This window comes from Holdemanella hominis, assembly GCF_014306155.1.
GTDB lineage: Bacteria > Bacillota_I > Bacilli_A > Erysipelotrichales > Erysipelotrichaceae > Holdemanella > Holdemanella hominis.
The window spans coordinates 22473-47687 of sequence record NZ_JACRWH010000009.1 but is presented as its reverse complement, the minus strand read 5'-3'; the positions used below and the strand labels follow the sequence as shown (position 1 = coordinate 47687).

The following is a 25215-nucleotide window of genomic DNA, read 5'->3' as shown; positions in this document are numbered from 1 at the left end:
AGGAGAAATGTTTTGCGTACTCGCATCAAACTTTCTGCGATAAGAATTCGTTCGTACTGGCAGTTACAACAGTTCCTGGAAATGTACATGATAGTGTTAGTTTTTTTGATGCCTATGAAGAATTGATCAATGGAAAATATGGATACCTGATAAAGAATGTTTCGTTAGATGCCGGATACATGACACCTGCAATATGCAGAGCCATTGTACAAAATGATCAGATTCCTTATATGCCATATAAAAGACCAATGACCAAAAAAGATTTCTTTAAAAAATACGAATATGTCTATGATGAAGAATACGACTGTTATCTATGTCCAAATGATAAGATCCTAATGTATACAACTACTACAAGAAATGGATACAGACAATATAAATCTGATCCAAAAGACTGCAAGGATTGTCCTCTTAGAAACAAATGTACAAAGAGTAAGAACATGACAAAAGTTATTGAACGTCACCTATGGGAAGAGTATAGAGAATATGCCGACGAGATCCGTCATACTATGGAATGGAAAGAAATTTATCCACAGAGAAAAGAAACCATTGAACGAGTATTTGCGGACTGTAAAGAAAACAATGGACTACGTTTCACAAGGTTAAAAGGCTTGAAGAAAAACCAACAGAATGCTTGGTTGATTTTTGCGTGTCATAATCTGAAGAAAATGTCCCTTTGGAGAGGAAAAAATAGAAGAAAACCATCGAAATCTTCTATATATCCTTCAAAATATACAAAAAAAGACAATTTCATTTCGAAAATTGCCTATATACAATAAAAAGCCTATGCCCTTACGAAAAGGTATAGGCTTTTGTCAACAATCTGAAAGCACATTAAATGTGCTTTTATTATATTAGAATGCTTTTTGACCTTTTACATATGTCATTTCAACAGAATAGTCATCATTTAATACAACTAAATCTGCATCTTTTCCAGTTTGAATCGATCCTTTACGATCATCTACATTCAACATACGAGCCGGGTTCAATGTACAAGCATTGATAGCTGTTTGCCAAGGAACCATTGCTTTTTCTACTAAAATACGAAGTCCATCGTTGACATGCAATGTAGATCCCGCAAGACCTTTCGTATCTGTTAAGTGTGCACTTCCATCTGGATATAATTCGATCTCATTTCCACCAAACAATACTTTTGTACCAACAGGTAGTCCCTTAACCATTAATGAGTCAGTGATCATAATACAGTGGTTTGCTCCTTTAGCTGTAAAGAAGTCGTTTAATGCTTCATAAGTTGAGTGGTTTCCATCACAGATGATTTCACCATATACATCTCTATAACGCATTGCAGCACCAACTAATCCTGGTTCACGGTGATGGAATTTAGTCATACCATTGAATACGTGAGTCATTGAGTTTGCACCATTCGCAATGGCTAAACGAGCCTGTTCAAAAGTGGCTCCTGAGTGACCTTGACTACACACAATTCCATTTGCGCGTAAGAATTTAGTTAATTCATAGTTATCATCGTGTTCACAAGCCATAGTCACGATTTTAATTAAATTATTAGAAGCTGCCAAGTAACGTTTGAATTGTTCAAGATCTGGTTTTACACAATACTGTTCAGGTTGTGCTCCCTTATATACTTGATCCAAATAAGGTCCTTCAAAGTGAATACCTAAAATTTCTGCACCTTCATACCCTTCTTCAACAACTTTCGCAACATTTTTAACCGCATTTGTCAAAACTTCTTCAGACTGTGTGATTGTTGTTGGAAGAATACCTGTAACCCCTTCTTTAACAATATTTTTCATCCAGTTACGAAGGCCTTCTTCATTCGCATCATTAGTATCAAATCCATAAGCACCATGTGTGTGTACATCGATAAATCCTGGGATAATTCGTTTATCTCCATAATCCTCATCCACTTCTTTTTCGCCATATGGATAGATATTAACAATCTTTCCTTCTTCTACTTCAACTTGGGCTGCCAACCATGTATTTACGACCCAAATTCTTTTACTTTGAATAATCATATCGACAATTCCTCCTAACTATTATTATACTCTTTATAAAAGAAAACACTTACACTTTTTAGTTGACTTTTTATAATTTTTATTCAAAAAATATAAAAGATGCAAATGAATAGACATATTCTCTAAATAATTATACAATAAAAAAAAGAGGTGAACAAAAATGAAAAGAGCTAAAAAAATTATAGATAACGTGTACTGGGTTGGGGTTAGAGACTTAAATAACCGCCACTTCCATGGTGATTTATATCCAATTGATGAAGGTTGTACATATAATGCCTACTTAGTTGTAGATGATGAAGTCACACTTTTTGATACAGTTGAAGAAGAATTCACAGAAGAACTATTGGAAAGAGTTGAATCTGTACTTCAAGGAAGAGAAATTGACAATATTGTTGTTCAACATACAGAACCAGATCATTCGGGTGGATTTAAAAAAGTATATGCCAAATATCCAAACGCAAAAGTTTACGCATCTATTTCTGGAAAGAAGAATATGATTGAACAATACTTTGATCAAGTTCCATATCAGGTCGTAAAGACAAATGATACAATCAACACAGGAAAATATGACTTTGTCTTTGTCGAAATGCAAATGATTCACTGGCCAGACAACATGTTGACATATTGTCCACAGTTAAAAACTGTATTCTCAAACGATGCCTTTGGACAGCACATTGTAAACTTTAATCTAACCGATGAAGGATTGGATAAAGCATATTGTTTAAAACAAGCCAAAGAATACTTTGCGAATATTGTTTTACCATATACAACACCTGTGCAGGCTAAATTAAATCTAATTCTAGGCATGAATTTAGACATTGAATATATCATGCCGGCACATGGTATTATCTGGAAAGACTATATTGCAGATATTATTGAAACATATAAAGATATCGCAACACAAAAAGCCGCAAACAAAGCTGTTATTGTATATGAATCCGTATGGAAACATACGCAACAGATTGCTGAAAGCTTAGCCGAAGGATTCAGCGATGCCGATATGGATGTAAAAGTCTATCAATTATCGGATACAAAATCTAGTATTGTGATGCGCGAAATCATGGATGCCAAAGTTGTATGTATTGGATCTGGAACCTACAACAATGTCATGGCACCAAGTGTAGCCGCTTTCCTTGAACACATTCGTCCATGTAAATTTAAGAACAAAAAAGGGTTGGCCTTTGCTGCATACGGATGGTTTAACCAAGTTGCCAAAGAAATCGATACAAGAATGCAACAATCTGGAATCGAATCATGTCACGATGTGATCAATCAATGTTACACACCAAGTGACGATCAATTAGAAGACTATTTTAATGTCGCAAAAGAAATCGCAAAAAAATGCCGGGAATAAATTTCCTGGCATTTTTAGTCTATATTTACACGTGAATTTGGCAATAAACGAAGTCCTTTAGGAATCTTGTTTTTAATTTGTTTTCCATCACTCTTGCCAAAGCCAAACGGATGTCCCTTAAAACATACAGCCACATACCCTTTTTCGCATTCCTTTTGTAAAACTTCACCATGCATAAAAAGGTCCATTTCTTCTAGAGTTACATCCACTTTTCTTTTATAGTCAAAATCTGCAACCATATAAAAAGAATGACATGGCTCAAAACGATTCTTAATGACATCCCCCAAATATACGCCTTGACGTAATACTTTTATCTTTTTAAAATCCACAAACGGAACATCCATACCATATACTCTATCCTTATCTATATAGTAATAGTTTGGTAATGTATTCAATTGTTCCTTTAAAAATTTCTGAGTCACATTATCTATTTTTTTTGATTTTAGAACTGGAAGTTTACCTGCAACACCTGATTGTTTCTTGAATTTCGCAATGAAATGACCCTCGCCACCATCCATCGGAAAGATACGACGCACATTCAAGTCTTTTAACCCTTTTCTTCCCCACGAAACTTCAGGATCCATCAAGACCATATCCTCATGTTTTTCTAAAAAATCTAAGACAACATCTTCATCTTCTTCTAAAGCATATGTACAGGTTGAATACACCAAAGTACCGCCCGGTTTCAACATGGAATAGGCATGTTCTAATATTTCTTTTTGACGAGTCGCACAAAGTTCAATATTTTCAATGCTCCAATTATTTAGGGCAATATCATGCTTTTTGATCATCCCCTCACCACTACAAGGGGCGTCCACTAAAATCTTGTCAAAACAAGCATCAAACACCTTCGTAAGCTTATCTACACTTGTATTAGTTACTGCCACATTTTTCACACCCATACGCTCAATATTAGACAAAAGGATCTGGGCACGCTTCGCATCAATTTCATTTGATACTAAATAGCCACTTTTTAAATGTGATGCGATCTGCGTACTCTTTCCACCTGGTGCTGCACATAAATCCAATACATAATCATCTTCTTGTACATCTAAAATTTCAACAGCACTTGAAGCACTTGGTTCTTGCAGATAAAAACAGCCACAAATATGGAAAGGATGATTTCCCAACGGCTTATCTACATAATAGCTTTCCTTACAGAACTGACTCGGATTATCCAAATAATCAAATTCATTCAATTCTGCCTTCTTTAAATTAATACGCATACCACGATATAAAGGTTTCGATAAAGATTCAATATAGGCATTATATTCATCTTTTAATAATTCTTGCATGCGAGAAAAATACATTTCTTGACTCATACACCCTCCAAAACGGTCTCAGGATCAATGCGACAAGCATAGCCTGAGCATGTTGCAGCCTCACTATAGCCACATCCAAAAGAAAAATCAGCACCGCTGTTTCTAAAATATTCTACGATTGAATTGAGATCCTGTTTTAATTCAAATACCTCTACATGCGTATGAGGCCCCGTTGAATTGCCACTGTTCCCACTTTTCGCTATAACTGTACCTTGACTGACTTGCTGGCCACTTGTCACATAGATTTCATTGGATAAATGCGCATAACTAATCGCATAAAGTCTATCATTTACGGCAACCACCATACAAATGGTATTTCCACCACCATTTGGCCATCCACACCAGTTTCCTAAATATCCATTGTTCGAATCCACTGGTGCATGGGCATACAATATGATACCATTGGCAACCGCTAACACATCACTATACATGGCACTTGCGATATCCAAACCTAAATGAAGACCTCCATCCGGATAGGACCAGCATCCAGCACTGATTGTACCATTTTCAACCGGATTTTGCCAAAAAGAACTATATGAATCAATTTCATAATTTCCATCCACCAAACAAGACATACCATTTTGTTGCCACGATTCATAACCACCAAAATCAGGCAAATGCTCAGTTCCTGAAATCATAGAATCTTCATTATGTTGCCCAGATTCATTGATTTGTGCTAAATGTGAAAATCGTTTTAATAAACGACTTTGACAATTCGATAATCTTTCAAGATATTCATCATATAACAATAACGTATTTTTATTCTTATCGAACTGTTTTTTATATTTCAAATATTCTAATTCAACATTTCTATATTCATCAAAGTACAACGTCATATTCTTTTGAATCTTATATGGATACAAGATAGAGTTGTTTCTTTGAATCGCTTGTAATTCCAAGCCATATTCCATTTTTTTCAATTCATAATAATTCTTTTTTTGTTTATACCTACGTTCAAGTTCATCCACAAACTTTTCTTGTTTATCCATTTCAATCCGTAAATCCGTTTTTTTAGATGTAACATCCATCGCAATATCCCTACATTTTAAAGATAAAAAACTAGCCCTATCTTCATGAATTGTATCGACTTTGGATTCTATATTTGAAATTAAAACTTCATAACTTGGCACAATCATCGATTGTAAACCAATAAAAAAACAGACAAAAAGTGATATACATTTCATAAAACTCCTTCTACTGTCTGTCTTCTAAAATTATTGTATTTATTTTTCTAAGTACATGCAAGCACTATTTAAAATGATAAAACATAAAGTTCCTGTTGTGACAATATTTAATGTACAATCCAACAATCCATATATCAACACAATCGCAATAAAACACATCATCATGCCAAATAGTGCAGGATTTTCTTTTCTTGTATTCGAAGTAAAGATTTCCTTATTTAGCACAAATGTATATGCCAAAAGCACTACTGTTCCAACAACTCCATACGACAAAATGGAATCAATATAAATATTATGGGCATGAGGTGCCTTATGACCATGTACTAATGGATAAAACTTCTGATATGTCTGCGGACCCCATCCAAAGAATGGATACATTGAAATACACATAAATGCTGTCTTCCAAATCTTAATACGAGAGGCAAAAGTTGACATATCACTGATTCTTGGAATCAATGTTGGTTTTAAAAATACTAAACCACATATACCAAGTTCGAATACAATGGATGTGATAAACAGTTTTTTCCATCGCACACAATAAAGAAAGATAGGAAAAATCACCACAAATGGTAATAATGCCGTTCTAGATCCCGTTAAATATAGAACAAAGAAATTAAACAGTGCAATTATAAAATAACAAATCTTACAAAGAATATTGTCGTTTTTCACAAAACGATACATACACATCACGCATACAAAATCAATGACCATCGCATAGATATTCGCATTCATAAATGTCGAAGTAATTCTTCGTTTTGGTGAATTGAAGATATGAAATTCTAAAAATGTTCGTCCATTCGCAAGGGAAATCTGATTAAACTGATACAAACCGTAGATAGCCGCAAATACCGACAAAATAATAATAAGATCACACATCTTTTCAAATGTACTTTTTGTGATACTTCTACGATAATAGGCTCCATATAAACCAATCAACACAAATAACCATGTATTGCCAAAACCTGTCCAGTTCGAATGGAAGATGGAAACTATAAATTCCAATACGTTAAAGCTGTAAAAGAGAATTGCGCCCGTTTGATTCTTTATGGCATCCACCATTTTATGTCGGCATAATGCTTGTATTAAAACGCATGCGATTCCTACACTTGCGATTTGATAGGGCAAAAACAGAAAGGCAGTTGCCAATAAAATCATTTTTTCATCTAAATTCATAGATTCTCCCTTCAAAAAAATAAGCTGGTTGAACCAGCTTAATTTCAAAACATGGTGCCGACTATCGGATTTGAACCAATGACCTACGCGTTACGAGTGCGTTGCACTACCACTGTGCTAAGTCGGCATAAAGACTACCCTATTAGAATAGTCTTATTTTTTAAGATTGTAAAGCAGAAATCTGTTGTTGATAATATGTAATTTGTTGCTGCAAAGAAGACAACATCTGATTATTTGTATCAATCTGAGATTGAATATCTGCAGTATCTTCTCCATTTTGTTGCGCATATGCCAAATCAGACTCTAGACTCTGTGCATATTGTGCATACGTATTGTAGTCTTGCTGCAAACTATTCAAGCTTGTTTGATATTCTTTAACCTTCTTTTCATTCTCTGCTTTTTTAGCTTCTTCTTCCTGACGAGCCTTTTCCTCGGCAGCCGCCTTTAATTCACCCTGTTCTTTACATAGATCAATAAAGTCTTTGCCTGTCTTTGATTTTGATAAAGTATCCACTTCATCTTTTAAATTTTTAGATAATGAACTATATGTAGACTGCATATCGGCTACAGCCATCTTTTCTTCATCCGATTTTGATTCCCAACCATTTAATAAACCAACAATTTGTTGATAAGCAGGAAGTTTAACTTCTTCTTTATCATGATGAAGCTGCTTCATATCTTTCAACAAAGCCTTATATGTTTTGCCAGTCTGTTCTTTAAAATATTCATTGATTGAAGTCTTTTGTTTATCCAAAAGCTTTTGATAATCTTTATCCAAATCTAGAAGCTCTAATTTCTCAGCATCTGACATCATATTATCTCCATACTCATCCGCATAAGACACTAATTTATCATATGTTTTTTGTTGCGTTTCAGAAACAATATTTTGTGGATCATACACCAAAACCTTATATGCATATCCACCTAAGGCAACCAAGCCTACTAAGATTACGCATAACACAATTTTTGTAATCTTCTTCAACGGTTTCTTTTCTTTGACTTGTTTATTCTTAGACTTCTTTTCTTTTGGTTTATGTTCCTTTTTTTCTTTCTTTTCGTTTGGATTCTTTTCCTTTTGGATAACTACCTCTTCATTTTCGTCACCCTCATTTGACATATTCTTTAACATCGCATGCACAAGATCTAATGCCTCATTGGATTGTTCCTTTTCAATCGAAGAAGTTGTAAAATCATCATCCATGTCTTTTAAATCATCTTCATGCTCCTGATAAAACTGTTCTTCTTCCTCAATTGTTTTTTGACCACGCTCTTTACGAAGCATATCTAAAGCTGAAGACATTGTCTTTTCAGCCTGTCTTCTTTCTGCTTCAGACATCTGATGAACCACTTTAGGCTTTTTTAATTCATCGTTATATTCTGTTTTTTTATCTAAAAGTGCTTTTGAATAAGCATCTATATTCTTATCATTTTTACTCATAATATATTTTCCTTAGTTCGAATCTATTTTAACACATTATAAGCCTTCTTTTTCAACAAATTCATAAAAAGATTTTTCTTCCACAAAATCCTCTTTATTCACCTTCCCAATCGGCTGCGCATAAATAATGAATTCATTTTCGCCTTCCAATTCAAACATTTCATCACAAATCCTTGTCACACACGCTCCAATTCCACAAGTTCCTAAACCAATACTTGTGCTTGCCAAATATATATTTTCTCCAACATGGCCTAAATCCACTAAAGCTATTCGATGCGCAAGATATCCATAGCGCCATTCGGTACGATATGGAATATAGCTGAAATAGAAAATCACATTGGCTTTTAAGGCCCATAATTGATCACATAAGGAAGATGCCAAAACATCACTTATCTTTTCAATTGGATTTAAAAACTCAATACGATGTTCCATAGGCAAATAATGATAGGTTCCAGAGATTAACCCTTCTACATTTTGACATACAAAATACAATTCAAAACCATGTCTAGCTCCTCCAGAAGGTACAGTACGCAAGGTCGCATATTTCTTCCCACGAATTTGTTTCACACCTTGGCAAGTCCACAACATATAAGATAGTTCCAACAAAGACATAGGTTCTTGCGTATATACACGACTACTATGGCGTGTATTTATGATATTTAAAAAGTTAGAACAAATGGATAACGCATCAAAATTTTTAGGAAGTTCTATCGATTCCGTTCGCATTGCATCCTTTACCAATGGGGGGTGTGGAAGTTTTTTATCTTGGTCCGATTCAAATTCTTCCATATCATATTTCAAGTCTGAATAATCCATACTCTTCTCCTTTTAATGCGCTAACTCATCCAATAATCTTGCCTTTTGTGTTCCTATCAACAAGACTTGTTTGTACTTTTCATATACATCAATCGTATGTGAACTTAAATATAAAGCCATTTCAGCTGACATTGTTAGATTGGTCACAAATATTGTCATTTCCTGACCATCCTTAAATGCACTTTCCATAAATTCAAACGCATTTTCAATCTCCAGCTTCAATTGACTATCCAACTTTTCCATTTTTTCCTTTTGTTCAAAGAAAGGCTTTGTACAAGAATCAAAACGTGACTTTGGATCTAAACTTTCATCCACCATTACTTTTTGTATGTTATTTAACACAAATTCATGTTCATGTTTTTGTGAAATACTTAATAATTCTGCCTGCAATTTATCACGATAATTTGCCATAAATACCTTTGTATGGTCCAAATAAGAAGAATCCATATCTTTGCGATATTCTTTCAAGAAACTAAACCAAAGATCTGTACAATGTTTTTCAAAAGAATATAAATTCACTTGTCGTAGTAAACCATCCATCACCAAATTAACAACAGAGACTCTTTCATCAAAATCGGCATTAAACAATCGAGCGTAGATTGTACTCGATACATTTCCGTTTAAGATATCATCAATGCCATAATCATCCTGATATTTTTTATACACCAAATAATAGGCGAAAACATCTTCGGCAATATCTTCATGATGCAGATATTCATAAATCGTATCTTGAGAGATTTCTAGATGCATCTTTTCATAGGTATAGAGTAAATAAGATAGATCTTCCCAGCCTCTTGCCGTCACAAATTCCATACCATCTACACTTGTTGAAACAGTATAGAAATGATTGGGCTTTAATTCCAAATAGCTTAAGATCATCGGATGTATATGTTTTGAAATCGCATACTCTTTCCATACATAGTAATCCGTTTCAACATGAATATAACGAATACGATCCATTGTCACGACATCAAAATCACGAACCGATTTATTATATTCACTCGGATTTCCTGCTGCTACAATGATCCAGCCACAAGGAACCTTCTGATTTCCAAAGGTTTTATTCTGTAGAAACTGCAACATAGTAGGTGCTAATGTTTCCGATACACAATTGATTTCATCAATAAATAAGATACCCTCTTTTAATCCTGTATCTTCCATTTTTGAATAAACACTCGCAATGATCTCACTCATTGTGTATTCCGTAATCGAGTATGTCTTTCCTTGAAATTCCTTTTCTTGAATAAAAGGAAGGCCCACAGCACTTTGACGTGTATGATGCGTAATTGTATAGCTGACAAGTCCAATTTGACATTCCTTTGCGATTTGTTCCATAATCTGTGTTTTACCAATACCAGGAGGACCAATCAACAATAAAGGTCGTTGATTCTTCGCTTCAATCTCATATTCACCAAACGAATTCTTCGATAAATATGCCTGTACAGTATTTTTTATTTCATTTTTTGCCTGTAATATATTCATAACTTTTCTTCCAATCTATATTGAATTGCCCATGAAGGCACTTTACTTTGATCATAATCCTCTAAATAAATAAAGGCTGTTTTATAGGCCGGACTCTTTTTGGGATAGATTCCCTTGCCATCGGTAAAATAAAGCAGGCCACAAAGATTTTGAAAAACTTTTTGATCTATCAAATCATTCACATAGCTAAATACCGGTCTAAAATCGGTATTGCCTTTACCCACTAGAGTAAATGAATTCAATAATTGATCCATCTCATTTTGATTTGAGATAACATCGTCTTTGCGGATTCTGTCATCACATTGAATAATATGCACCTTGCACGATTTATAAAACATATTTGAAGTGCTTAAAATACTATATGTATTGGATATAAAACGCTTCGCAAGATTTTCATCAATAGAATAACTCGTATCGAGTACAATCACAAACTCATAGATTTTTTTGACTTCTTTTGTCTCTAAAGGCTCAATCAATGGCATGTTCTTATAGATCGACATTCCATATGTGTAATAGGACAAATCAAATTCATCCAAATCTATTTGCATTTCTTCTTTCACAATACTAAATCGTTTTAAAAACTGTGAAAAAGAGTATTTCGATTTCTTTGCCTGTAAACTCGACACAAGAAAGGCATCCCCATCCTCATTATCCTTCCCTTTTTGTTTATGATCAAACAATGTTTGTTTGGCAACACTTTGCCACTTTTTTTGAACAGTAGAAGATTGAGGTACGTTCTCATCCTGCTCTTTAGGCCATGCAGCATGATCATCCACCACAAATTCATAATATAAATCTTGAATATCACCACGTGTACAAAGCCATTCATAAACTGTAATGCAACTCAGCCCATCTAAACTTTCAATTTCACGATATACATCTTTTCGAACATATGACAAGATTCGCGAAACGCTTTTTTTATGCATCGAATCCAATGTATACTCCACGATAATATCGCAAGCTACATTCCAAATAAATTCAACACGATTTTTTTTAAGCCAAATATGACTATATAAACAATGCAGAACACTATGTAAAAAACTACGATTTAAAAACACTGCATTCTTCTGAAATAAATCAATAATCTTTAATGGATTATAGTAAAAATACACGCCATTTGTCGCACATATAGCTACACGCTCATCTTCCTTCAACACCAACGTATTTAAAGCTGTTAAAAAATGTGGCATATCCATATAGAGTTCGGATCGAACTAATTCTAAGATATGAATCGCCTTTTCCTTTTCCCATTCACTTTGTCGCATTAAAAATCCTCAAAAGAATATGTCGATGATGATTTAAACATCTTATTCTTTAATTCCATCAATAGAGTACGAGTTTCTAAATCCTTTTCCATAAAAATCAATCGATCTAGATCGGATTGACCAAGACATTCTTTTTTTAACAATTTTTCTACCATAGCACATATATCTTTATATACATGTAAATAAGAAGTCAAATCATGTGCCCTTAAATAAGGAATGTATTGTTCAGATCCCATCATAAAGCGAAGAATCGCTACATGAAAGATGCAAGATTCACTTTCTTCAGCGCATAGCTTTTCAAAACAAGCATCATATCCGTCAAAATCGATTTTCCCCTCTTTAAAACATTGACGCATACGAAAACCTTCCCCTTCAATATTCAGGGCAAAGATATGAGCAGGGCCCACTTCATCATAACCCCCATTGTATTCTGGATAGAATATAGAACTATCTAAAAAGTGAACTTCTACATCCCATGTGATTTGCGTTAAGATTTGTTTCAGGAAAGTAACATCAAAAATTGAACAATCATAATAAATATGATTGAGTCTTAAACAATTCATAAACACATCGCTACCTATACTCATTAAAGAAAAAGGTAAATATATTTCTTTTAGCTTCCGACAATTGTAGAACGCATAATTCCCAAGTTTTTTTAAAGTACTCGGAAACTTAACACTTTCTACATCAACCCCACTACATTCATGATAATTCGAAGGAATGTCACAACTTAAAATAGCTTTCGATAAATCGACTTTTTTTGAAGAAAAACAATAATTTCCAATTTCATGAACAACATATCCATCAATGGATTCTGGTATTTCTATCTTGGGACTTAATGAATACACTCGATTGATACGAATGGAATCTTCATTTATTTTCTCATAATATACACAAACATTCATAGAAAAATTATAACATAAAACAAAAAAAGACAACTACCGAAGTAATTGTCTAAATTTACAAGTGGTGCGGGTGAAGGGACTCGAACCCCCACGCCGAAGGCGCCAGATCCTAAGTCTGGTGCGTCTGCCAATTTCGCCACACCCGCATTTCCAACGCGCTCACTTATAATACACTAACATAAAATAAAATGCAAGTGTTTTTTTAAATTTGTGGCTTTTTAATGTAGTACAGTTGGCTTATGCATCATTTCAATCTCTTCTTGGATATAGGCTTCCACTTTTTCTAAAAGCTCATCTGTAACCTCAATGTCACCTATCATAAAAGGACCATCTCCCATTTCAGATTCCTTCACAAATTTAATTTGCGGAAGCTGCGGCATCCGATGGTTTCCAAGTTCCTTTTCGATTTTTTCCAATTGTTTAAGTATAGGCTCGGCAATTTGTCTAATCATTTCTTCTTCTGTCATACATAGTATTATAATCAACACCCCTCATTTTGACAAGTTTTAACATATGTTTAAATTTAAACCCAAAACATTGAATCTTATCCAATTCAGAGTAACATACTAGATGAACTGCTAGAAGCATACTACTTCTAGATGTGTTCGTATGCACCCTGGCCTATGCCCTACAACATAGGTTCTGGGTGTTTTTTTCTATAATACGGATTCTAGTTCTTCTAAAGAAATAGGTCCAGGTCTTAAGATTTGTAACTTTTCTTTTGTACAGTCAACAATCGTACTTGCCTGTAACGCTTTACACGTTCCAAGTACAATACCATCAATTTTTGGAAGCTGTTCATACACATCATCACTTGTAAGTGCTGTTTTTTCTCCAGACTGATTGGCACTTGTGACCAAGATTGGACAATTCAACTCATCAATCACATCTAATATAAATTTTTCATCTGGAATACGAATCGCAATTGTACTTAAGCCATTTGTGTATACTGAATCAACACTGTCCTTTACATTCACAACGAGCGTCAATGCACCCGGTAAAAACTTAGCCGCAATCTTTTCAATTCTTTCATCCACTAACGCAACTTGCTTCATTTGTTCTACATTTGAAACCATCATTGGGATTGGTTTCGTTTCTGGACGATGTTTTGCGCGTTTCAATCGTTCTAAATCTTCTAAATTCCCATATTTTACTCCAACTCCATATACTGTATCTGTAGGAAGAGCAATAATTTTATGTTCATTAAATGCACACGCTACTTCGTGTACTTGATTTTTAGTATATTCTTTCATGTTTACACCTCTGTCTAAGACATTATACATCTTTTATGATAAAATACACTAAGAAAGAAAGGATGTTAACAATGTTTGAAAATACAATTGCAGCCATCTCCACTTCTTTGCAGGATGGTGCCATTTCCATCATTCGTTTAAGTGGTGACAAGGCTATTGAAATCACGCAAAAAATATTTGACCGTAATATCATAAATGCGAAAAGTCATACCGTTCATTATGGTTTTATTATAGATACCGATAAAAATCCTGTTGATGAAGTTTTAATTTCTATCTTTAGAGCTCCAAAAACATATACACGCGAAGACATTGTCGAAATCAATTGTCATGGTGGTACTTTTATTACTCGTAAAATCTTATCGATGGTATTAAGTGCTGGAGCAGATCTGGCAAAACCGGGAGAATTTACGCAACGTGCCTTCTATCATGGAAGAATTGATTTATCGCAGGCGGAAGCCGTTCAAGATATGATTGAAGCAAGCAACAATACCGCAGCGAGTATGGCCATTCATGGAATTAAAGGAAGTGTAAAAAAGCTACTACAGCCTTTGATTGATGATTTAATGGATATCATTGCGCAGATCGAAGTGAATATTGATTATCCTGAATATGAAGATGTAGAACAATTAACGACGAATGATTTACTTCCAAAAACTAACGAATGGTTAACCAAGATCGATCGTATTCTTGCTCGTGTACAGACGGGGCAAATGTTAAAAAAAGGTATTGATACCATTATTGTGGGTAAGCCAAATGTTGGTAAATCCAGCTTATTAAACGCACTTCTTGAAGAAGATAAAGCCATCGTTACAGATATTGCGGGGACCACAAGAGACTTGGTGGAGGGGCAAATTCATATTGGCAGTGTACAATTGAATTTAATTGATACAGCTGGTATTCATGAATCCAGGGATAAGATTGAACAGATTGGCATTGAAAAAAGTCAGGAAAGATTAAAAGATGCCAAATTGGTTCTTTTAGTTTTCGATGGTTCAAAAGAGTGGGATGAAGAAGATAAACAATTATTAGAACTGACAAAAGATAAGATGCGTTTAATTATCTATAATAAGTTAGATAAAACTGAAGCTGATAAAGATGGCATTTGGATTTCAGCTGCCAATAAAGAGATTCAACCTTTAATTGATGCCTTGGAAAACTTGTATCATGAAGATTTATTAAAGGAAGATCCACTACTTTCAAATGAGCGTCAAATTGGTTTATTGAATCAAGCCAAAGAAGATATGTTACGTGCCAAAGAAGCCATGGATATGATGGTAGAACCTGATTTAATTGAGATTGACATTCAGGCTGCTCATGATCATTTGAAAGAAATCTTAGGTGAAGTTCATAGAGAAGACTTGTTGGATACATTATTTTCTAAATTCTGTTTAGGTAAATAGTAAAATGCGATGATTATTAACCAATCATCGCATATTTTTTATCTAGTTTATTTAATACAATACAACCATCTTCAGTAACAAGTACTAAGTCTTCAACACGAACACCCATCTTTTCTGGTAAGTAGATACCTGGTTCAATCGAGAAAATCATGCCTGGTTTTACAGTTTCTGTATTGGTTGAACTTACATCCCCAAATTCATGATCCGTTTGACCAATGAAATGTCCTAGGCGATGTGTAAAGTATTCGCCATAACCAAAGCTAGAAATATAATTACGAGCCGTTAAATCGATATCGCATAGACGAACGCCTGGACGAATAATTTCTTCCGCTTTTTCATTGGCAACACGTACAATATCATGAATCTTTTTATATTCGTCACTTGCTTCTTTACAGAAATAAGTACGTGTCATATCCGAACAATAACGATCTTTTCTTCCCCCAATATCAATGACAATACTCTCACCTGCATTTAACACAGAATCATCTGGCATATGGTGAGGATCTGCACCATTAGCTCCAAAAGAACAAATAGGTGAGAATGATACGTCTTGACATCCTAGCAATTTATATTGTTCAAGAATAAAAGCTTCCACTTGTTTTTCAGTCATACCTTCTTCAATAAAATCTCTTGTACGTTCCATCACAACATCATTGATCTGTGAGTTTTCAATCATACATTCAATTTCTTTTTCATCCTTAATGGCACGAGTATCATCTACATATTTTGATCCAAGAACAACTTTTAATCCTTCGCACTTTTCCATTAAAGGAATCAAGAAACGTGCTGTCCAATCTTTATCAACACCTAGCGTTTCACTGGAATTAATAACACTAGCTAAAAGTGAAGTGGAATCGTCTGTATCACTAAACCAAATTTCTTCACAATCCTTTTGTTCAACCGTAAATAATGTATTTAAAAATAATACTTTTCTTCCTTCATCATTCAAGTATAGCGCAAACAATCTTTCTCCTGGACCTACATCAACACCTGTTAAATAATAAATGCTGCATGGTTCACTAACTAAGATTTGTTTAAGCCCATCCGCCTTCATTTTTGCGATCACTTGATCGACTCTTTTTTGAAACATAATTATCCTCCTAGAAATTCAAAGTAAATTCTGTACCTTGTTTTTCATCACTTGTCACATTTAATTTGATTTTATGACTTTGCGCAATTTGACTTGCGATGGATAAGCCTAAACCGGCTCCCCCTTGATACTTTCTTGACTTATCAACACGATAGAAGCGTTCAAATACATGTTTTAAATCTTCTGGTGGAATGTAGCTATCTGTATTACGAATTGTAATGACGGGTTTATTTTGTATCTTACATAATTTAAAATAAATCTTTCCGCCTGAAGGTGTATATTTGATCGCATTGTCCAAGAAAATTAATATCAATTGTCTTAACTGTGACTCATTACCATGTACCTCTATATTCTCTTCCACTTCATCGATTAAATCAATACCTTTTTCAAACGCAATGGATTCAAACGGTAAAACACAATGAAAACATATATCACTAAGCGAACAATTCTGCATTGAAATTTCAATTCGATTCGCATCATTCTTGGCAAGAAACAGCATATCCTCTACAAGTTTTCGCATGCGGTTCGCTTCGCTTTGAATCGATTCTATCCATTGTTTTTGTGAAGAAATGGTTTCTGTCGAATGATTGGTTAATACATCACTATCCGCTAAAATAACCGTTAATGGCGTTTTTAATTCATGACTGGCATCGGCCACAAATTGTTTCTGTTTATCCCATGCCTGTTCGACTGGTTTTAGTGCCCATTTACTTAAAATACAACTTAGTATAAAGAATACCAGTAATACACTCGATCCAATTTGAATAGATATAATCAACATTCTTTGAAAAGAAGACTGCATATGAGATACATCCACAAAGGCTACGGCATAACCTGAAGGAATAATTGTGTTTTCATCCACTTGATAGTTGGTAATTTTTTCTTTTTTATACGCAAACCCTTGTCTTTTCAAAATTCCGATATCGTCTTTATTTTTTACACTCTCAATTAAGCTTTGCGCATCTTCTGCATAAATATTCCATACTGAACGGCTTGTGATCATATATTCATAATTTGAATCCGTATAAATCACGAAGGAATTCCCATTAAAATTTCGACTGTTTCCAAATGAAATCGAAAAATCTTTATCCTTTAATCGTAAAGCCATTTCTAAACTTCGCTCAACATCCTTTTTATCATGAATATAGTTTGAGCAACAAACTATACCAAATACAGATAGTAAAATCACACTGACAAAGGACATTAAAATCAAAATGAATTTAGTCTGTAGTTTTTTAAGCATCACAAACCTCTAGTCGATATCCAACTTTTCGAATCACCTTAATTGAAACTTTGCTTTTTAAAAATTTTAGTTTCTTTCTTAAAAAAGAGATATAAACCTCTACATTATTGTCCATCGCATCACTTTCACTACCCCATACCGAAACAATTAAATCATCTTTAGAAGTAATCATTTCAGGATGTGACATTAAATGTTTCATGATTTCAAATTCTTTATATCCTAAATGAATATGTTGACTTGCACAATACAACTCACAAGTATCAAGTTGTAACGCTAAATCATCATACTTCAATTCATGTACAATGACTTCTCCTTTACGTCTTGTCAGTGCATTAATTCGAGCAACAAGTTCTGCAGCCGAAAATGGTTTAGTCATATAATCATCGGCCCCTACATTTAGGCCTTTCACTTTATCTGGAATTTCATCCAATGCCGACAACAACAAAGTTGGAGTTTCAATCTTATTGGCACGCATTTTCTGTACAATCTCAAAACCATTCATAACAGGGAGCATAATATCTAAAATAGCTACATCATAATATCCACTAAGGGCTAAATCTAAACCTTCTTGTCCATCATAAGCCATAGTTACTTGCCATTTTTGTTCTTCTAAAATTTGTGCAATCGCATACGCAATGTTTTTTTCATCATCCACAACTAATATATTCATAGTGCACGCCCTTTCTTCTTTTTTTATATATTAACACACAGTTCTATATTTTCTTTACTCATTTTTATAGATACACAAGATTGCAATGCCGATAACTTTCGATTTAAATAGGATATATGAAGTGAAACCGTATTCTGATTCACATCTACACAATTGTTCCAAACTTTTTCAATCACAAGCCAAACAGCTACTCGATTCGATTCACTTCGAATCAATAAAGAAAGAATACTACATTCCAACTTAGTCAATTGATATTTTGTATTCTTACACGCAAGTGTTTCTTCTTTCTTATTCAATAGAATATCTTGATATTGTAAATAAGAATCGTCTATCACATTTTCTTTTAACATCACTTTGACTCTTGCAATCAATTCCTTTGTCGAAAAGGGTTTGGATAGATAATCGTTGGCACCAAAATCAAAACCTGTAACTTTATTATCCACTTCATTTAACGCACTTAAAAGTAATACCAGAATATCATTTTTTTGTTTACAAATCTGATTTAGCACTTCATAACCATTCTTTTCAAGCATCATAATATCCAAAATCAATCCATCATAAATTTCTTGGAAAATCAAACGAATGGCACTATTCCCATCAAAACACACATCGCAATTATAGCCCGCATCTTCTAAGACGGCTTGTAGTGCTTTAGCCAAATTCACTTCATCATCCGCTACCAATAATCGCATATTATCCCTCGACTCTATCTTTGATTGTCTGAAATGATAAGTCTAAAGAAGCAATTTCATCGGCACATCGTTTTAATTCACTACATATCAAATCTTCATCTTCAATATGTTTCTTATAATGAATTTGATGTTCTAGATTTGCCCAAAAATCTAATGCAATCGTTCGTACTTGGATTTCAACTAAACATCCATCCACTTCACAAATCACATGTAGACTGCGATACCCACTGGGTTTGGGTTGGCTTAAATAGTCTCTTACTTCCACCACTTTAAAGCATGAATGAATCCAATCCTTTACTTCATAGATTTCATCCACAAACGAACAAATGATGCGAACTCCAATAATATCATGAAGCAAAGAATATTCATTGCCTATCTTTTTCATAACACTTTCTGATGACTTAATTCTAGAAGTCGTATATTGTATACAAGCTAATACACTCGAATGAATTGTATTTAAAACCTTATCCAAAACATTTTTAAACGTATCATAGTCAGATCCATAAAATTCTTTATATGTCATACCATAAACATACTAAACAACACTTAAAATTTGCTTAAAAAAAGTTAGAGAATTACTCTCTAACTAAAATAATATCCTTTATAGTCATAAAAATAAATTCGATAAATAAAACGATCATTTTTCTTTATACTGAACTGTTGTTCAAGATTTCCATCCGTATCGTAAATGGATAATAGTCCTGCAATTCCTGAATTTACGACAATATGATCACCTAAATTTTGTGCACTCGATACATAGGCGCTAAACGGAACTTCAAATGAATTGGCCAATGTATATGTCCCTTCATTTTCATCCACTAAATATTGATAGTAATAGGATGTCGTGCCTTCTGTAATACTTGTTTGAATTCCATCATTGACAGTCCAATCATAATCTTTTCTTGTCTTAGAATATCCAAAATTATTATCAAACATGTATAGATAATATTGACCAGATTCTAATGCATCATCTTCCATATATGTTACGGTATGTTGTCCTCCACTCGTCAAGAAGTCCCCTACTTTTGTATATAAATACTTTGTATAGTCTGTATCTTTCCAGAAATCTTCATTGCCTATGATATAGCCAATACTTGGATTTGTGCTTATATCATTAATTTTAAAGATCGAACTTGTTTCTCGAGAAGAAAGAATAACACTATCATCACTTAAGTATTGAAGTGTATTGATATGCAGCCAATCCCATTTTGAACCTTCTTTATGATCCGTACTCTCTTTGTAGCTTTTAAACAAATCTTCTAAATCTAATACTTCACTTACTTCTTCGCTATCTACATCCAATTTAATAATACAATCTTCTACACTATTCTTTTCCTCATTTGTAGCTAATAAAATCAAATTTCCATCCTGATCAAATTGATAATCGTGATGAACCATATAATTACCCAAATTATAAATGTGTTCAATCATACCTAAATGATTGATGGCAGCCATTCTATGTGTAGATACACTCATATATAAGATTTGATTTTGCATCAACATACGATGAGAACGATATCCAATAATTGGAATTTCCCCACGCAAAACGCCATTTGTATCATACACATAGACAAAGTCTTGATCATCCGCATCATTTCCTAATAGTGTATATAAAGCATTGCCTAAATCTTGTTTAGAACCAGACACTTGTTTAAGTTGTATATCTTCATCACCTAAAAGTGATCCCATTGTATAGTTTGTACTTACACTTTGACTTGTTCCATCCTTATAGGTGGCTGTAATTGTGATTGTATTTGTACAATTTGGAATCAAACCAATCAATTGAAACTCATGTTCCTTTTGATATTCTTTAGCCTGATAAGCCGTAGCTGTAAAATCCGTGTAATCGCTGCAACTCACTGTATATGTAATTTTAGCCACTTTGGATGTATTAAAATAAACATACATCGATTGTGTATTGGTTGAAAAAGGATTGTATTTCATAAATATATTTTGAAGTGTATAGTTCCCATTTCCTTTTTCATTTTCTAAATCCGATAATGCTTGTTCTTGAAACTCCATCGTATAAATTTTATTGACTGTGACTGTAGATTGACTATCTTTATAAATTCCATATCCAATCGTGAGTCCAATAATCAGCACAAAAATCAATATATTTCCAAGTTTTTTCTTCATAAATAATCCACCTCGAAAATATTGTATTATGTTTTTCTTAAGTTTTACTTAAGTTTTCTTAAGATTTTAATGGAAATTTCTGTCAAAAAAAAGAAATAGGCTTGATTATTTTAAGGGCATGAAAAGTATAATCGCCTATTTCGTAAGTGAGTATACTGATTCAAACTTAAATAAACCTTAAAAGATGTGAAGATACAAATTAAGAATTCTAGAAAATGTTATAATTTATGTGGTGATGATACTATGAAACTATTATTTAAACAAAGATTCTTTTCCTGGTTTGACAGCTATGATATTTATGATGAGTCAGGTCAAATCATATATCAAGTTGAAGGAAGGCTTTCTTGGGGACATAAGCTAGTCATTTATGATCAAAATGGAAATGAAGTGGGTACTGTATTAGAAAAGGTAATAACTCTTCTTCCTAAATTTGAAATCTATAAGAATAATGAATATATTGGATGTCTATCGAAAGAATTATCTTTCTTTACTCCACATTATAATATTGACTACAACGGATGGCATATTGATGGAACTCTTACTGAATGGAATTATACAATTGTGGATGAAAACTATGATACTGTAGCGATTATTCGTAAAGAAATATTTAATTTAAAAGATACCTATGTCATTGATGTTAAAGACCCAGAAAATGCATTGGATGCGCTTATGTTTGTCTTGACTATTGATGCAGAAAAATGTTCTAGAAACAAGCGACAAAATTATTAGCACTCACCTCTTGACTGTGCCAAATAATTGTACTATGATACTAGCAGTTAAAAGATATAAGTGCTAAGGAGGATTCAATATGCGCTATTACCCTAATTATTTTGATGACTTTTTCAATGATACTAAAAAACAAGATACAAGTACTGTATTAAGAACAGATATTTATGAAAAGGATGGATATTATCAAATCTGCATGGAGGTTTGTGGGATTCAAAAAGAAAATATTCAAATTGAACTAAAAGATGGCTACTTAAAGATCACAGCTACTCGTAATATCAACAAAGAAGATACGCGTGTACTTCGTCAAGAAAGATTTACTGGAACTTATTCTCGTTCTTTCTATATTGGTGAAGGCTATAAACAAGAGGATATCAAAGCTAGTTTTGACAATGGTGAATTATTTATCTTATTACCTACAAAACCAGTGAAGCGTGAAGAAGAAACAAGATATATCAATATTCAATAGTGAGAGACTTGCGTCTCTCATTTTTTGGATTATACTATTTTTAATCAAGTGGAGGTACAAACAATGAGTGTATTAGATGAAAATGTTGCGATCTTCAAATATTTTGAAGAAATCTCAAAGATTCCTCATGGATCATTTCATGAAGAAAAAATCGCAGACTATGTAGAAAATTTTGCGAAGGAACATGATTTTAAATATGTTCGTGATGACATGAATAATGTGATTATTTATAAAGAGGCTACACCAGGCTACGAAGATCACGATACAGTTATGTTGCAGGCACATATGGATATGGTATGCGAAAAGAATAAGGATGTCGACTTTGACTTTGAAACCGATGCTTTAAATTTATATGTTGAAGATGGCTGGTTAAAAGCAAAAGGAACAACATTAGGTGCCGATGATGGATTTGGCGTTAGCTACATGTTGGCCATTCTTAGTGATGATACTCTAAAACATCCAAACTTAGAATGCGTATTTACTGTACAAGAAGAAGTAGGTCTATTAGGATCTATCCATTTAAAGAAAGAATACTTCCAAGCCAAGAAAATGATCGGTTTAGATGGTGGTGGTGAAGTTAGTACTTGTACCACTACAAGTGGTGGTCGCTATGCCTATGTCGATAAAACATGCACGTTTGAAGAAGTTGACAAACCAACCTACAAACTTACTGTCAAAGGATTAGATGGAGGGCATTCAGGTGCTTGCATTGATCAAGAGAAGGGTAACTCCATTAAAATCTTATTTAGAGTTCTGCAAACATTAAAAGATATTCAAATCGTATCTGTGAATGGTGGACTTAAAGAGAATGCGATTCCTAGAGAAGCAGAGGCAACTTTCGTTTCAGACATCAAGCCAAATATAGATTCTATCGTAAAAGATTTAAAAACAGAATTTGAATTTAGTGATAGTAAACTCGATATTCAATTGGAAGAAACAGACAAAGCCACTAAAGCTTTTACTTCAAAAGATTCAAACGAATTGATCACACTATACTACTTACTACCAAATGGTTTACAACATAAATCTATGGCTATCGAAGGATTAACTCTAGCTTCACTTAACTTAGGTAAGCTAAGAACAGAAGACAATGTTGTAAAATGTGCATTCTGCATCCGTTCCCCATTAGAATCTATGAAGGATGAATTAGGAAATAAAATCAAAATTATTGCACAGTTATGTCATGCTTCTGAACATGAAGATACAAACTTCTGTGGTTGGAACTATGAAGCTAACAGTTCATTAAGAGAAAAATTAAAAGAAATCTTAAAAAAACAAGGTGTAGAAATGGAAACGGAAGCATCACACGGCGGTATGGAAACGGGTATTCTAAAAGGATTGATTCCAGATTTAGATATCATCACATACGGTCCTATTGCCCAAGGTTGTCATACACCAGAAGAAAAATTAAACCTAGAATCTTTTCAAAAAGCCTATAAAAACTTATGCGATTTAATTGCAGAATTGTAAGAGAAGTCTATACTTCTCTTTTATTTTGTGCTATAATACTTAAGCACATGGCGCGTTCGGCAAGCGGTTAAGCCACAGCCCTCTCAAGGCTGTATCACGGGTTCAAATCCCGTACGCGCTACCATTAAACAATTACTCCTTTACATAAAGGAGTTTTTATTTTATGTACAAATCGTGTAAGATATATTAAGAATATACCAGGATTTATACAGTTATATGTTTGGTAATATATTAGAACTTTTAGGAAGACTTTTAGTACTTAGTGTATTCATGAAATTACTTTACGCTATGTACTTAAAATACAGAGATTGGTAAATCTTAGAAAGGACTAATCTTTATAATGTTATAAAAATTAACTTAATTTTTATAGCGATTGGAATCGCCAAATTTATTTACGCCATGTATTTAAAACACAAACAAAATTAAGTCTAGCAATAGGATTTTTTACTTTAACAAAAAGAAAAAGCACATCCTAAGATGCACTCTCTTCAATCTTACGCTTTTCTAGATACTTGATTTTTTCATCATGAACCCATTCCATAATGACACGATAATTAGTCATTAAGAAATCTCTCCATTCTGGTTGAACAATAACTCTTCTTTTAAGACCTCTATCATTTTCAATAATATATGGAAGTCTATATTTCTCATTATAATCTTTGATTGTTTCTATAATATCTTTAGGACGATTCCAAATTGGATTATTACCACCTACATCCACCAAAAAGCTCGATAGCAAACGATATGGTGTCTGCATGATCAATAGTTTCTTATATTCCTTTAAATCTTCATCATGTTGTTTCACACAAATAATAATTTCTTGTTTCGAACAATTTTCAGGCAAATACTTTTGGATACTTAAAATCGCATTTTCCAATGCGTTTGTACGCTTTTGATGAATCAACGGACCCAAATGATATCCTTTTTCTACCACATCCTCATAGGCTAAAGAAATCATTTCATCCAAGATTTCATCAAATTCAATTGTATCCTTATAAATCATTAAATTTAACACTGCCTCTAACCAATAGAAAGAATAAGAAGAACTTGTAAATTCTAGAATCTTCTCAAAATAATCCAATCGTAGTTCAAAACTATATAAATCTAAGAATTGTAATCGCTCGACATCTAACATA

The 25215-nt window shown here is 33.5% G+C and carries 24 protein-coding genes and 3 tRNA genes; 7 read left to right on the top strand and 20 right to left on the bottom strand.

Annotation, left to right across the window (positions count from 1 at the left end; translation table 11 throughout):
* Positions 1–776: transposase (locus H8911_RS04085; RefSeq protein ID WP_186998789.1), on the top strand; the 776-nt coding region annotated here is incomplete at its 5' end.
* A 75-nt stretch (positions 777–851) separates the two neighbouring features.
* Here H8911_RS04085 and nagA read toward each other — a convergent pair.
* Positions 852–1991 (bottom strand): N-acetylglucosamine-6-phosphate deacetylase, encoded by a 1140-nt coding sequence (gene nagA, locus H8911_RS04080; RefSeq protein WP_117924209.1) that lies wholly within the window; start codon positions 1989–1991, stop codon positions 852–854.
* 160 nt (positions 1992–2151) lie between these two features.
* Between nagA and H8911_RS04075 the strand changes: the two genes are divergently transcribed.
* Positions 2152–3345 (top strand): FprA family A-type flavoprotein, encoded by a 1194-nt coding sequence (locus H8911_RS04075; RefSeq protein WP_186998788.1) that lies wholly within the window; start codon positions 2152–2154, stop codon positions 3343–3345.
* A gap of 14 nt (positions 3346–3359) precedes the next feature.
* On the opposite strand, the gene H8911_RS04070 is transcribed toward H8911_RS04075, so the two are convergent.
* The 12 genes from H8911_RS04070 to H8911_RS04015 all read right to left on the bottom strand — a co-directional run bounded on the left by H8911_RS04070 (position 3360) and on the right by H8911_RS04015 (position 14183).
* Entirely contained in the window at positions 3360–4667 is a 1308-nt protein-coding gene (locus tag H8911_RS04070; RefSeq protein WP_117924213.1) for an RsmF rRNA methyltransferase first C-terminal domain-containing protein, read from the bottom strand.
* Complete coding sequence (locus H8911_RS04065; protein ID WP_186998787.1) at positions 4664–5851, bottom strand: M23 family metallopeptidase; 1188 nt, start codon at positions 5849–5851, stop codon at positions 4664–4666. The genes H8911_RS04070 and H8911_RS04065 overlap by 4 nt, the downstream gene beginning before the upstream one ends.
* A 39-nt stretch (positions 5852–5890) precedes the next feature.
* A complete protein-coding gene (locus H8911_RS04060; protein ID WP_186998786.1) occupies positions 5891–7024 on the bottom strand; it encodes an O-antigen ligase family protein in 1134 nt (377 codons plus the stop codon).
* Between the two features lie 52 nt (positions 7025–7076).
* Positions 7077–7151, bottom strand: a tRNA-Thr gene (locus tag H8911_RS04055).
* Between the two features lie 33 nt (positions 7152–7184).
* Positions 7185–8462, bottom strand: a complete 1278-nt coding sequence (locus H8911_RS04050) for a hypothetical protein (RefSeq protein WP_186998785.1) — start codon at positions 8460–8462, stop codon at positions 7185–7187.
* Positions 8463–8498: 36 nt separating this feature from the next.
* A complete protein-coding gene (locus H8911_RS04045) occupies positions 8499–9278 on the bottom strand; it encodes a SagB/ThcOx family dehydrogenase (RefSeq protein ID WP_186998784.1) in 780 nt (259 codons plus the stop codon).
* Positions 9279–9290: 12 nt separating this feature from the next.
* A complete protein-coding gene (locus H8911_RS04040) occupies positions 9291–10760 on the bottom strand; it encodes an ATP-binding protein (protein ID WP_117924223.1) in 1470 nt (489 codons plus the stop codon).
* Positions 10757–12025, bottom strand: coding sequence for a vWA domain-containing protein (locus tag H8911_RS04035; RefSeq protein ID WP_186998783.1), 1269 nt, complete (start codon positions 12023–12025; stop codon positions 10757–10759). Before H8911_RS04035 ends, H8911_RS04040 begins: the two co-directional genes overlap by 4 nt.
* Positions 12025–12930 carry a leucine-rich repeat domain-containing protein gene (locus H8911_RS04030; protein ID WP_186998782.1) on the bottom strand — a complete coding sequence of 302 codons (906 nt, stop codon included), beginning with the start codon at positions 12928–12930 and terminating at the stop codon, positions 12025–12027. Before H8911_RS04030 ends, H8911_RS04035 begins: the two co-directional genes overlap by 1 nt.
* 62 nt (positions 12931–12992) lie before the next feature.
* A tRNA-Leu gene (locus tag H8911_RS04025) sits at positions 12993–13076 on the bottom strand.
* Positions 13077–13148: 72 nt separating this feature from the next.
* A complete protein-coding gene (locus H8911_RS04020) occupies positions 13149–13397 on the bottom strand; it encodes a hypothetical protein (RefSeq protein WP_118115047.1) in 249 nt (82 codons plus the stop codon).
* Positions 13398–13586: 189 nt separating this feature from the next.
* A complete protein-coding gene (locus H8911_RS04015; RefSeq protein WP_199593107.1) occupies positions 13587–14183 on the bottom strand; it encodes an L-threonylcarbamoyladenylate synthase in 597 nt (198 codons plus the stop codon).
* A 71-nt stretch (positions 14184–14254) separates the two neighbouring features.
* Here H8911_RS04015 and mnmE point away from each other — a divergent pair, with 71 nt between their 5' ends.
* Positions 14255–15583, top strand: a complete 1329-nt coding sequence (gene mnmE, locus H8911_RS04010) for a tRNA uridine-5-carboxymethylaminomethyl(34) synthesis GTPase MnmE (protein ID WP_186998781.1) — start codon at positions 14255–14257, stop codon at positions 15581–15583.
* A 16-nt stretch (positions 15584–15599) separates the two neighbouring features.
* Here the strand turns inward: mnmE and H8911_RS04005 are convergent, their stop codons facing one another.
* From H8911_RS04005 to H8911_RS03980, 6 genes are read right to left on the bottom strand one after another with little or no spacing between them, the layout of a single operon-like run.
* Positions 15600–16673 (bottom strand): M24 family metallopeptidase, encoded by a 1074-nt coding sequence (locus H8911_RS04005; protein WP_186998780.1) that lies wholly within the window; start codon positions 16671–16673, stop codon positions 15600–15602.
* A 10-nt stretch (positions 16674–16683) separates the two neighbouring features.
* Complete coding sequence (locus tag H8911_RS04000; protein WP_186998779.1) at positions 16684–17916, bottom strand: sensor histidine kinase; 1233 nt, start codon at positions 17914–17916, stop codon at positions 16684–16686.
* Positions 17909–18586 (bottom strand): response regulator transcription factor, encoded by a 678-nt coding sequence (locus tag H8911_RS03995; protein ID WP_186998778.1) that lies wholly within the window; start codon positions 18584–18586, stop codon positions 17909–17911. Before H8911_RS03995 ends, H8911_RS04000 begins: the two co-directional genes overlap by 8 nt.
* A gap of 23 nt (positions 18587–18609) precedes the next feature.
* Positions 18610–19278: a response regulator transcription factor gene (locus H8911_RS03990; protein ID WP_186998777.1), complete on the bottom strand. Its 669-nt coding sequence runs from the start codon at positions 19276–19278 to the stop codon at positions 18610–18612.
* Between the two features lies 1 nt (position 19279).
* Entirely contained in the window at positions 19280–19801 is a 522-nt protein-coding gene (locus tag H8911_RS03985) for a GTP pyrophosphokinase (RefSeq protein ID WP_186998776.1), read from the bottom strand.
* 59 nt (positions 19802–19860) lie between these two features.
* Positions 19861–21414: an aryl-sulfate sulfotransferase gene (locus tag H8911_RS03980; protein WP_186998775.1), complete on the bottom strand. Its 1554-nt coding sequence runs from the start codon at positions 21412–21414 to the stop codon at positions 19861–19863.
* 243 nt (positions 21415–21657) lie between these two features.
* On the opposite strand from H8911_RS03980, the gene H8911_RS03975 reads away from it, so the two are divergent.
* The 4 genes from H8911_RS03975 (at position 21658) to H8911_RS03960 (ending at position 24203) form a co-directional block, all read left to right on the top strand.
* Positions 21658–22143 carry an LURP-one-related/scramblase family protein gene (locus tag H8911_RS03975; protein ID WP_186998774.1) on the top strand — a complete coding sequence of 162 codons (486 nt, stop codon included), beginning with the start codon at positions 21658–21660 and terminating at the stop codon, positions 22141–22143.
* Between the two features lie 79 nt (positions 22144–22222).
* Positions 22223–22609 (top strand): Hsp20/alpha crystallin family protein, encoded by a 387-nt coding sequence (locus H8911_RS03970; RefSeq protein ID WP_117924250.1) that lies wholly within the window; start codon positions 22223–22225, stop codon positions 22607–22609.
* A gap of 63 nt (positions 22610–22672) precedes the next feature.
* A complete protein-coding gene (gene pepD / locus H8911_RS03965; protein ID WP_186998773.1) occupies positions 22673–24079 on the top strand; it encodes a beta-Ala-His dipeptidase in 1407 nt (468 codons plus the stop codon).
* Between the two features lie 49 nt (positions 24080–24128).
* Positions 24129–24203 (top strand) — tRNA-Glu (locus H8911_RS03960).
* A 348-nt stretch (positions 24204–24551) separates the two neighbouring features.
* Here H8911_RS03960 and H8911_RS03955 read toward each other — a convergent pair.
* A complete protein-coding gene (locus tag H8911_RS03955) occupies positions 24552–25214 on the bottom strand; it encodes a hypothetical protein (RefSeq protein WP_186998772.1) in 663 nt (220 codons plus the stop codon).
* Position 25215 lies beyond the last annotated feature (1 nt).

Bases quoted from the DNA above. Each gene is read 5' to 3' on its own strand.
- nagA (WP_117924209.1), bottom strand. From the start codon at position 1,991: ATGATTATTCAAAGTAAAAGAATTTGGGTCGTAAATACATGGTTGGCA.
- H8911_RS04075 (WP_186998788.1), top strand. From the start codon at position 2,152: ATGAAAAGAGCTAAAAAAATTATAGATAACGTGTACTGGGTTGGGGTT.
- H8911_RS04070 (WP_117924213.1), bottom strand. From the start codon at position 4,667: ATGAGTCAAGAAATGTATTTTTCTCGCATGCAAGAATTATTAAAAGAT.
- H8911_RS04065 (WP_186998787.1), bottom strand. From the start codon at position 5,851: ATGAAATGTATATCACTTTTTGTCTGTTTTTTTATTGGTTTACAATCG.
- H8911_RS04060 (WP_186998786.1), bottom strand. From the start codon at position 7,024: ATGAATTTAGATGAAAAAATGATTTTATTGGCAACTGCCTTTCTGTTT.
- H8911_RS04050 (WP_186998785.1), bottom strand. From the start codon at position 8,462: ATGAGTAAAAATGATAAGAATATAGATGCTTATTCAAAAGCACTTTTA.
- H8911_RS04045 (WP_186998784.1), bottom strand. From the start codon at position 9,278: ATGGATTATTCAGACTTGAAATATGATATGGAAGAATTTGAATCGGAC.
- H8911_RS04040 (WP_117924223.1), bottom strand. From the start codon at position 10,760: ATGAATATATTACAGGCAAAAAATGAAATAAAAAATACTGTACAGGCA.
- H8911_RS04035 (WP_186998783.1), bottom strand. From the start codon at position 12,025: ATGCGACAAAGTGAATGGGAAAAGGAAAAGGCGATTCATATCTTAGAA.
- H8911_RS04030 (WP_186998782.1), bottom strand. From the start codon at position 12,930: ATGAATGTTTGTGTATATTATGAGAAAATAAATGAAGATTCCATTCGT.
- H8911_RS04020 (WP_118115047.1), bottom strand. From the start codon at position 13,397: ATGACAGAAGAAGAAATGATTAGACAAATTGCCGAGCCTATACTTAAA.
- H8911_RS04015 (WP_199593107.1), bottom strand. From the start codon at position 14,183: ATGAAAGAATATACTAAAAATCAAGTACACGAAGTAGCGTGTGCATTT.
- mnmE (WP_186998781.1), top strand. From the start codon at position 14,255: ATGTTTGAAAATACAATTGCAGCCATCTCCACTTCTTTGCAGGATGGT.
- H8911_RS04005 (WP_186998780.1), bottom strand. From the start codon at position 16,673: ATGTTTCAAAAAAGAGTCGATCAAGTGATCGCAAAAATGAAGGCGGAT.
- H8911_RS04000 (WP_186998779.1), bottom strand. From the start codon at position 17,916: ATGCTTAAAAAACTACAGACTAAATTCATTTTGATTTTAATGTCCTTT.
- H8911_RS03995 (WP_186998778.1), bottom strand. From the start codon at position 18,586: ATGAATATATTAGTTGTGGATGATGAAAAAAACATTGCGTATGCGATT.
- H8911_RS03990 (WP_186998777.1), bottom strand. From the start codon at position 19,278: ATGCGATTATTGGTAGCGGATGATGAAGTGAATTTGGCTAAAGCACTA.
- H8911_RS03985 (WP_186998776.1), bottom strand. From the start codon at position 19,801: ATGACATATAAAGAATTTTATGGATCTGACTATGATACGTTTAAAAAT.
- H8911_RS03980 (WP_186998775.1), bottom strand. From the start codon at position 21,414: ATGAAGAAAAAACTTGGAAATATATTGATTTTTGTGCTGATTATTGGA.
- H8911_RS03975 (WP_186998774.1), top strand. From the start codon at position 21,658: ATGAAACTATTATTTAAACAAAGATTCTTTTCCTGGTTTGACAGCTAT.
- H8911_RS03970 (WP_117924250.1), top strand. From the start codon at position 22,223: ATGCGCTATTACCCTAATTATTTTGATGACTTTTTCAATGATACTAAA.
- pepD (WP_186998773.1), top strand. From the start codon at position 22,673: ATGAGTGTATTAGATGAAAATGTTGCGATCTTCAAATATTTTGAAGAA.
- H8911_RS03955 (WP_186998772.1), bottom strand. From the start codon at position 25,214: ATGTTAGATGTCGAGCGATTACAATTCTTAGATTTATATAGTTTTGAA.